Annotated in this window: 3 protein-coding genes; 2 read left to right on the forward strand and 1 reads right to left on the reverse strand. The window is 74.6% G+C overall.

Features of this window, described 5'->3' with window-relative positions:
- Positions 1–210: 210 nt before the first annotated feature.
- Positions 211–4,731, forward strand: a complete 4,521-nt coding sequence (locus CCN44_RS32625) for a caspase, EACC1-associated type (protein ID WP_086701775.1) — start codon at positions 211–213, stop codon at positions 4,729–4,731.
- A gap of 144 nt (positions 4,732–4,875) precedes the next feature.
- Here the strand turns inward: CCN44_RS32625 and CCN44_RS32630 are convergent, their stop codons facing one another.
- A complete protein-coding gene (locus tag CCN44_RS32630) occupies positions 4,876–5,655 on the reverse strand; it encodes a hypothetical protein (protein WP_189397003.1) in 780 nt (259 codons plus the stop codon).
- A gap of 246 nt (positions 5,656–5,901) precedes the next feature.
- Here CCN44_RS32630 and gcl point away from each other — a divergent pair, with 246 nt between their 5' ends.
- Positions 5,902–7,608, forward strand: coding sequence for a glyoxylate carboligase (gene gcl / locus CCN44_RS32635; protein WP_086701778.1), 1,707 nt, complete (start codon positions 5,902–5,904; stop codon positions 7,606–7,608).
- Positions 7,609–7,788 lie beyond the last annotated feature (180 nt).

The following is a 7,788-nucleotide window of genomic DNA, read 5'->3' on the forward strand; positions in this document are numbered from 1 at the left end:
CCGCGGACCGGGTCGCCGGACTCGACGGTGAGCGGCTGCGCGGTCTCGTCGAAGAGATCGCGGACGCCCTCCAGGCCCCCGAGAGCCGCCCGCCGGCCGTCGAGCGGGCCGGCCGGGACGCCGAGGACGCCGAGCACGGCGAGGCGCGCCCCGGCCGGTGACCGGCTCGACGGGGCAGGCACGCACAGGCGGGCGGAGGGGGGGCGCGGCATGGCCGCGAGGCTGGGGGACCACACGGGGGCGAGCGTGCTCCTCGTCGGCACGGGGCGGCACGACGAGCGGTCGGACCTGCCGGATGTGGCGGCGGTCTCACGCACGCTCGTCGACCTGCGGGAGATGTACGTCGAGCGGTGCGGGCTGCCCCGGAGCGCGGTGACCGTGGTGCACGACCCCGCGAACGTCGAGGCGTTCGGCCAGGCCGTCGCGGAGGCCGCCGAGTCGGCCGAGGGCCTGCTGCTCGTGCACTACGTGGGGCACGGACTCGTCGCCGAGGACGGGACGCTGCACCTGGCCACCGCCGGCTCGGTCAGCAGGGGGGACCGGGTCCGCTTCACCGCGCTGCCGTACGACGTGCTGCGGGCCTGCGTCGCCGGCAGCGCGGCCGGGGCCCGGATCGTGGTGCTGGACTGCTGCTACTCCGGGCTCGCGGTGGCCTCGGGGACCCTCGGGCCGGACCGTGCCGACGCCGTGACCGGGCTGGCCCGGATCGCCGGAGCGCTGGTCCTGACGGCGACCGGCGGCAGCACGCCCGCCCTGGCCCCGCAGGGCGACCGCCACACCGCGTTCAGCGGCGCGCTGCTGCGGCTGCTGACCACGGGCCTGCCCGGCGGGCCGCCCGTGTTCACGCTCGACGAGGTCCACCGGCAGCTGGTGCTGTCGCTCACGGCGGCGGGACTGCCCAAGCCCAGGCGGGCGCTGAGCGGTGACCTGGGGGGACTGGTCGTCGCCGACAACCCGGCCTGGACTCCCGCCGAGGCCGCCTCCCCGCCGGACGCTCCGCGGGACCCGGGCCACGGCACCCGGCCGGACTGCCCCTACAAGGGGCTGGACGCGTTCACGCAGGACGACGAGCGGCTGTTCTTCGGGCGGGACCGGCTGGTGACGGAACTGCTCACGCGGCTGCGCGAATGCGCCATGGACGGGCGGCCCTTGGCGGTGCTCGGCCCGTCGGGAGCGGGCAAGTCCTCGGTGCTCGGTGCCGGACTGCTGCCCGCGCTGGTGCAGGGCAGGCTCCGGGTCGCGGGGTCCGCCTGGTGGCCGCGCCGCGTCGTCACCCCCACCGGGGACCCGGTCGGCGTGCTCGCGGCCGTGGTGGAGGAGCTGACCGGAACACCGGCGGAGCAGGCCGCGGCCAGGCTCCGCGCCGACCCCGGAAGCTTCGGCACCCTGCTGCTCACCGGCCGTCAGGAGCGGCTCGTGCTGGTGGTCGACCAGTTCGAGGAACTGTTCAACGAGGGAGCGTCGGAGGCCGACCGACTGGTCTTCGTACGGGCGCTGGTCACCGCGACCGGCGGCGGCTCACCGGCGCCCACCGCGCTGGTGGTGCTGTGCGTGCGGGCCGACTTCTACGACCGGTGCGCGGCGTTCCCGGAGCTGGCCCCGGCCCTGGAGAACCGCCCGCTGACGGTCCGGGCCATGCGCCAGGAGGAGGTCCGGGACGCCATCACCAAGCCCGCGGCCGTCGTCGGCCGGCGGGTCGACCCGGATCTCGTCGAGGTCCTCCTGAACGACCTCGGCGAGGGCGGCTGGGACACCGGCGAGGGCTGGTACGAGCCCGGCCGGCTCCCCCTGCTGTCGTACGCGCTCAGCGAGACCTGGGAACGCGGCGCGGGCGCGGCGCTGTCCGTCGCCGACTACCTGCGCACCGGGGGGATCAGCCGCGCCCTGTCGGACCGTGCCGACGAGGCACTGGACAGCCTGGACGAGGCGGGCCGGGACTGCGCCCGGCGGCTGCTGCTGAGGCTGGTGCACCTGGACGAGGACACCGTGCCGACCCGCCGCCGGCTGCACCGGGACCGGCTGCTGGCGAGCCTGCCCGACCCGGCCGCCGCCCAGGCCGTGCTGGACGCCTTCGGCGCGGCCCGGCTGATCACCCAGGACGGCGCGGACAGCCACGCCACGGTGCAGATCGTCCACGACGCGCTGCTGCGCGAATGGCATGTGCTGCGCGGCTGGCTGAAGGGGGACCAGGCGGGCCTGCTGCTCGAACACCGGCTCCTGGACGACGCGGAACGCTGGGCGGCCCGGGACCGGGAACCGGGCCTGCTGTACGACGGGGCGCCGCTCGCCGCCGCCGAGCACTGGGCCGCCGCCGACCCGGACCGCGTTCCCGGGCTCCCCCCGGTCGCCCAGGAGTTCCTGGCCGCCGGCACCCGGCGGCGGCGCCGGCGGCGGCGGGTGCGCAACCTGGTGACGACCGCGCTGGCGCTGCTGCTGGTGGCGACGGCCACCGCCGGCGGCCTCGCCTACCAGCAGCGCCGGGAGGCACTGCGGGAAGCGCGGGCCTCCGCCGCCCGCAGCATGGTCAGCAAGGCCGAGCTGCTGCGCGACAGCGACCCGCGGCTGGCCCTGCAACTGGGCGCCGCCGCCCACCGGCTCGACCCGGACAACCCGGCCACCCGGGCCAGCCTCCACGAGACCCTCACCACCTCGCGGTACGCGGCCTCGCTCGACGGCTTCGGCGACGAACCGACGGCGGTGGCCCTCTCCCCGGACGGACGCACCCTCGCAGCGGCCACGGCGGACGGCCGGCTGCGCTTCTGGGACGTGACCCGGGCCGCGCGGCCGAAGCTGCTCAAGAAGGCCTGGGCCCGCGGCACGGCCGGCGCGCGGACGGCCGGGGGCGCCGTCTCCGCACTGGCCTGGCGGCCCGACGGGAAGTTCCTGGCCGCCGGCGGCCCGCGGGAGATGACGCTGTGGGACACCAGCGACCGGCGCGCACCCAAGCCCCGGTCGCCGCTCTCCGGATTCGGGACACCCGTCGTGGCGCTGGCGTGGTCGGCCGACGGGACCCGGCTGGCCATGGCCACGCTGCACGTCACGTTGCTCATCGACCTGGACGACCCCCGGGTCTACATCGGTCTGCGGCACGAGAGCGAGCCGTACGACCTGCCGCGGCTCGCCCTGTCGCCGGACGGGGACCTGCTGGTGACCGGCGACGGGGACGACTCCGTGCAACTGTGGGACGTCACGGGCACGAAGGCCGTACGGCGAGGCCCCCCGCTGCCCCCGGTCTCCACGGAGGAGGCACCGGTCACCGCGGTGGCGCTGTCGTCCGACGGCGGCACGCTCGCCGTGGGGACGCGGGCCGGCGAGGTCGGCTTCTGGTCGGTGCGGAACCGGCGCGCACCCGAGCGGCTCTACCCCCGTTACTCGTCGTACGTGGGCCTGGCCGACCAGGTGACCGGCCTGGCCTTCGCCGACGAGGACACCAGACTCGTGATCGCGAGCCAGGACGGCACCGTGCAGCTGGCGCAGGTGTCCGGCTCTGGCTTCGAGCGGACCGACCGGCCGCTCGTGCACGGCGCGGCGGTGACCTCCGTGTCGGTCGCCGCCCGGCGCGACCTCGCCGTCACCGGGGGAGCCGACGGCAGAGTGGTGCTGTGGGACATGTCCGACCGCGGCCTGCCGCGCCCGGCCGGCGCGCCGCTGGCGGGGCACCATCCGCGTTCGACGGTGGGACATCTGTCGCTGGGCGGCTCGCTGCTCGCCAGCAGCGCCGACGACGGGAAGGTGCTGGTCTGGGACGTCTCCGCGCGGGCCCGGCCGCAGGCGTTGCCGCCGGTGGTCTACCGGCGCGGCACGGACGTGTCCGCTCCGCCCGGCTCGGCGCTCTCACCCGACGGCCGACGGCTCGCCACCAGCGGGGGCACCGACTCCACGCAGGTGGTGCTGTGGCGGGCCGGGCAGGGCTCGTTCCGTGCCGAGGGCGCGCCCCTGACGGGCCATCGGAGCCGCCCGCAGACCTTCGCCTGGTCGCCGGACGGACGCAGGCTGGTCACCGGGGACGCCGAGGGCGTGGTGATCGTGTGGCGGGTGTCCGGCTCCGGCGCCCCGGTGCGGACGGCGACGCTGAAGCACCCCCGCGGCGCCTTCGACGCCGTCTTCAGCGCCTCCGGCCGCAGACTGGCCACCATCGGCGGCGACGGCAAGGTGTCCCTCTGGGACATGTCCGGCGAGACGGGGCGTCCGCGCGGCCTCGGCGGTGTCGACTCGGGCCAGATGGGGAACCGGCGTTCCTCGATGGCCCTGTCGCCCGACGGCCGGCTGCTCGCCGTCGGCCACACCTCCGCCTCCTTCTCCCTGTGGGACGTCACCGACCCCGCCCGCGCCCGCCGGCTGGCGCGCACCGACGTGGGGCACATCGGTCCGGTGGGGGCGATCGCCTTCTCGCCCGACGGCTCCCGGGTGGCGACGGGCAGCGTGGACGGTGCGCTGGTCCTGTGGGACGTCACCGACCGGAGCCGGCCGCGGCGCATCGGCCCGGCCCTGTACAGCAGGAGGATCGGATTCCCGCTGTCGATGCTGTTCCTGCCGGGCGGACGGACGCTCGCCGTCCAGGGCATCTCCAGCGTCGACCTGTGGGACCTCTCCGAGGTCGCGTCCCCCGGGGCCGACCTGCTTCCCGAGGCGTGCGCCCGGCTGGGCGGCGCCAGTCTCGACCGCGCGGCGTGGAAGGCGCACGCCGGTGAGACGGCGTACGTGACGACCTGTCGGGGGGCCGACGGCTGAGGCGTTTCCCCGTCGTCGGACCGCGGGGCGCACGGGGGGTGTGAAACCGTGGAAAACGAGCATCCGCTCACTGTTCCACGGCGGTCCCGGGCCGAGCGCGTTGTCGGTGGCGTACTCGGCCCGGGCTCGTCGCGCGGGCGGCGTTCAGCCCGGTCCGCCCCGTGCCCTGCTTCCCCGTTCCGGCGCGCCCGTGGTGTGCAGGGTGTCGGCGGGGTCGTTCACCGGCTGGGGGACGCCCGCCAGGTCGAGCACGAAGAGCGGGATGCCGAGCGCGTCCGCCCCGGCCCGGGCGGCGCCGGTGTAGCCGGCGAGGGAGAAGTACACGCACCGCGCGGACTCGGTCATCGCCGTCAGCCACAGGCACTCCACGTCCCTCGGCCCGGCCGGCCGCACGGTCGGGTCCACCTGGGCCAGCACGCCGCGGGCGGCGAGCCCGATGCCGTTCGGGGGCCGTTGGTCGGCGCGGCGGATGTCCCGGTAGCCGAGCCAGCGCAGATAGAGCGCGGCGGTGGTGACGGCGTCGCGGGCGGTGCGGATGGTGCGGGGCTGGAAGGGGGGACGGTGGCCGGACGGTTCGCGGGTGCCGTCCGGTTCCCGGCCGCCGTCGGCCGCCGGGCGCGGCGGATCCGCCGGGGCGGCCGGGGCCGGCCCGGGCGCCGCCGTGCCCTCGGCCACCGGAACGCGCAGGACCGTGCCGCACGGGCAGCCCACCTCCGGCCGGGGCCACTGGCCCGGGCGCCCGCAGGCGGCGCACGGCACGGTGACCCACTCCTCGTCCCAGGCGCGGTGCGCCGCCACGGCCGGCTCGGCCGCCGGATCCAGCCGCGGCGCGGTCGGCGCCCCGCACGCACACGGATACACCGGCGCGGTGTACAGGTGCGTGCGCCCGCAGGCCGGGCAGCGCACCGGAACGCTCTCGGGCATGGCCCACTCCAAGGCGTCGCGTCGGGACGGCGCTCCCATGGTGCTCCTCCCGGACCGCTCCTGTCCGGCGCTTGCCGGTGTCCGGACCGCTCTTGACGACCTTGCCCCACCCACTTACATTGCTTCCAGATAGTAGAAGTCAATTTCCGCAATACGGAATAAGCGCGGAGATTGATCCTCTGGAGACTGTGCTCACCGCGGGGCGCGACGGGAGTACGCATCCGACAGCCGAAGCAGGAGTACTCGATGGCTCGTATGACCGCTGCCCGCGCGGCAGTTGAGATCCTCAAGCGCGAGGGCGTCACCGACGCCTTCGGTGTGCCGGGCGCGGCGATCAACCCGTTCTACAAGGCCCTCAAGGAGGGCGGCGGCATCAACCACACCCTCGCCCGCCATGTCGAGGGCGCCTCCCACATGGCCGAGGGCTACACCCGCACCAAGCCGGGCAACATCGGCGTCTGCATCGGCACCTCCGGTCCGGCCGGCACCGACATGATCACCGGCCTGTACTCCGCCATCGGCGACTCCGTCCCGATCCTGTGCATCACGGGCCAGGCGCCCACCCACGTGATCCACAAAGAGGACTTCCAGGCCGTCGACATCGCCTCCATCGCCAAGCCGGTCACGAAGATGGCGGTCACCGTGCTGGAGGCCGCGCAGGTCCCCGGCGTCTTCCAGCAGGCGTTCCACCTGATGCGCTCCGGCCGTCCCGGCCCCGTCCTGATCGACCTGCCGATCGACGTCCAGCTCACCGAGATCGAGTTCGACCCGGAGACGTACGAGCCGCTGCCGGTCTACAAGCCGGCCGCGACCCGCGCCCAGATCGAGAAGGCGATCTCCTTCCTGCTGGAGTCCGAGCGCCCGGTCATCGTCGCCGGCGGCGGCATCATCGGCGCCGACGCCTGCGACCTGCTGGTCGAGTTCGCCGAGCTGACCCAGACCCCGGTCGTCCCGACCCTGATGGGCTGGGGCGCGCTGCCCGACGACCACGAGCTGAACGCCGGCATGGTCGGTGTGCAGACCTCGCACCGCTACGGCAACGCCAACTTCCTGGAGTCCGACTTCGTCCTCGGCATCGGCAACCGCTGGGCCAACCGCCACACCGGCTACAAGCTGGACGTCTACCGCCAGGGCCGGAAGTTCGTGCACGTGGACATCGAGCCCACGCAGATCGGCAAGATCTTCCCGCCGGACTACGGGGTCGTCTCCGACGCCAAGGCCGCCCTGGAGCTGTTCGTCGAGGTGGCCAAGGAGCTGAAGGCGGCCGGCCGGCTCCCGGACCGCTCCGGCTGGGTCGCCTCCACCCAGGAGCGCAAGGCCACGCTGCTGCGCCGGACGCACTTCGACAACGTGCCGATGAAGCCGCAGCGCGTGTACGAGGAGATGAACAAGGCGTTCGGCCCCGACACCCGGTACGTCACCACGATCGGCCTCTCCCAGATCGCCGGCGCGCAGATGCTGCACGTCTACAAGCCGCGCCACTGGATCAACTGCGGCCAGGCCGGCCCGCTCGGCTGGACCATCCCGGCCGCGATCGGCGTCGCCAAGGCCGACCCGGACTCCCCGGTNNACGTCCTGGTGAACAACGCCTACCTGGGCCTGATCCGGCAGGCGCAGCTCGGCCTGGACATCAACTTCCAGGTCAACCTGGAGTTCGAGAACATCAACACCCCCGAGCTGGGCGTCTACGGCGTGGACCACGTCAAGGTCGCCGAAGGCCTCGGCTGCAAGGCGATCCGGGTCACCGAGCCGGACCAGCTGGGCGCGGCCTTCGAGCAGGCGAAGAAGCTGGCCGCCGAGCACCAGGTGCCGGTCGTCGTGGAGGCGATCCTGGAGCGGATCACCAACATCTCGATGAGCCGCACCATGGACATCAGCGACATCAGCGAGTTCGAGGACCTGGCCACCGAGCCCGGCCACGCGCCGACGTCGATCAAGCCGCTGAAGGTCTGACGCGTCCGGCACGTACGAGGGGCGGCCCGTCCAGGGGAGGCGGGCCGCCCCTTCGCCGTGTCCGCGCGAACCGCTCGCCGGGCCTCGCCGCTCACCAGGCCTCTCCGCTCACCGGGCCTCTCCGCTCCTCGCACCCTCAGGCCTGCCTCTTATACACATCCGACGCTGCCGACGAAGGCC

Source organism: Streptomyces tricolor (assembly GCF_002155905.1).
Taxonomy (GTDB): domain Bacteria; phylum Actinomycetota; class Actinomycetes; order Streptomycetales; family Streptomycetaceae; genus Streptomyces; species Streptomyces tricolor.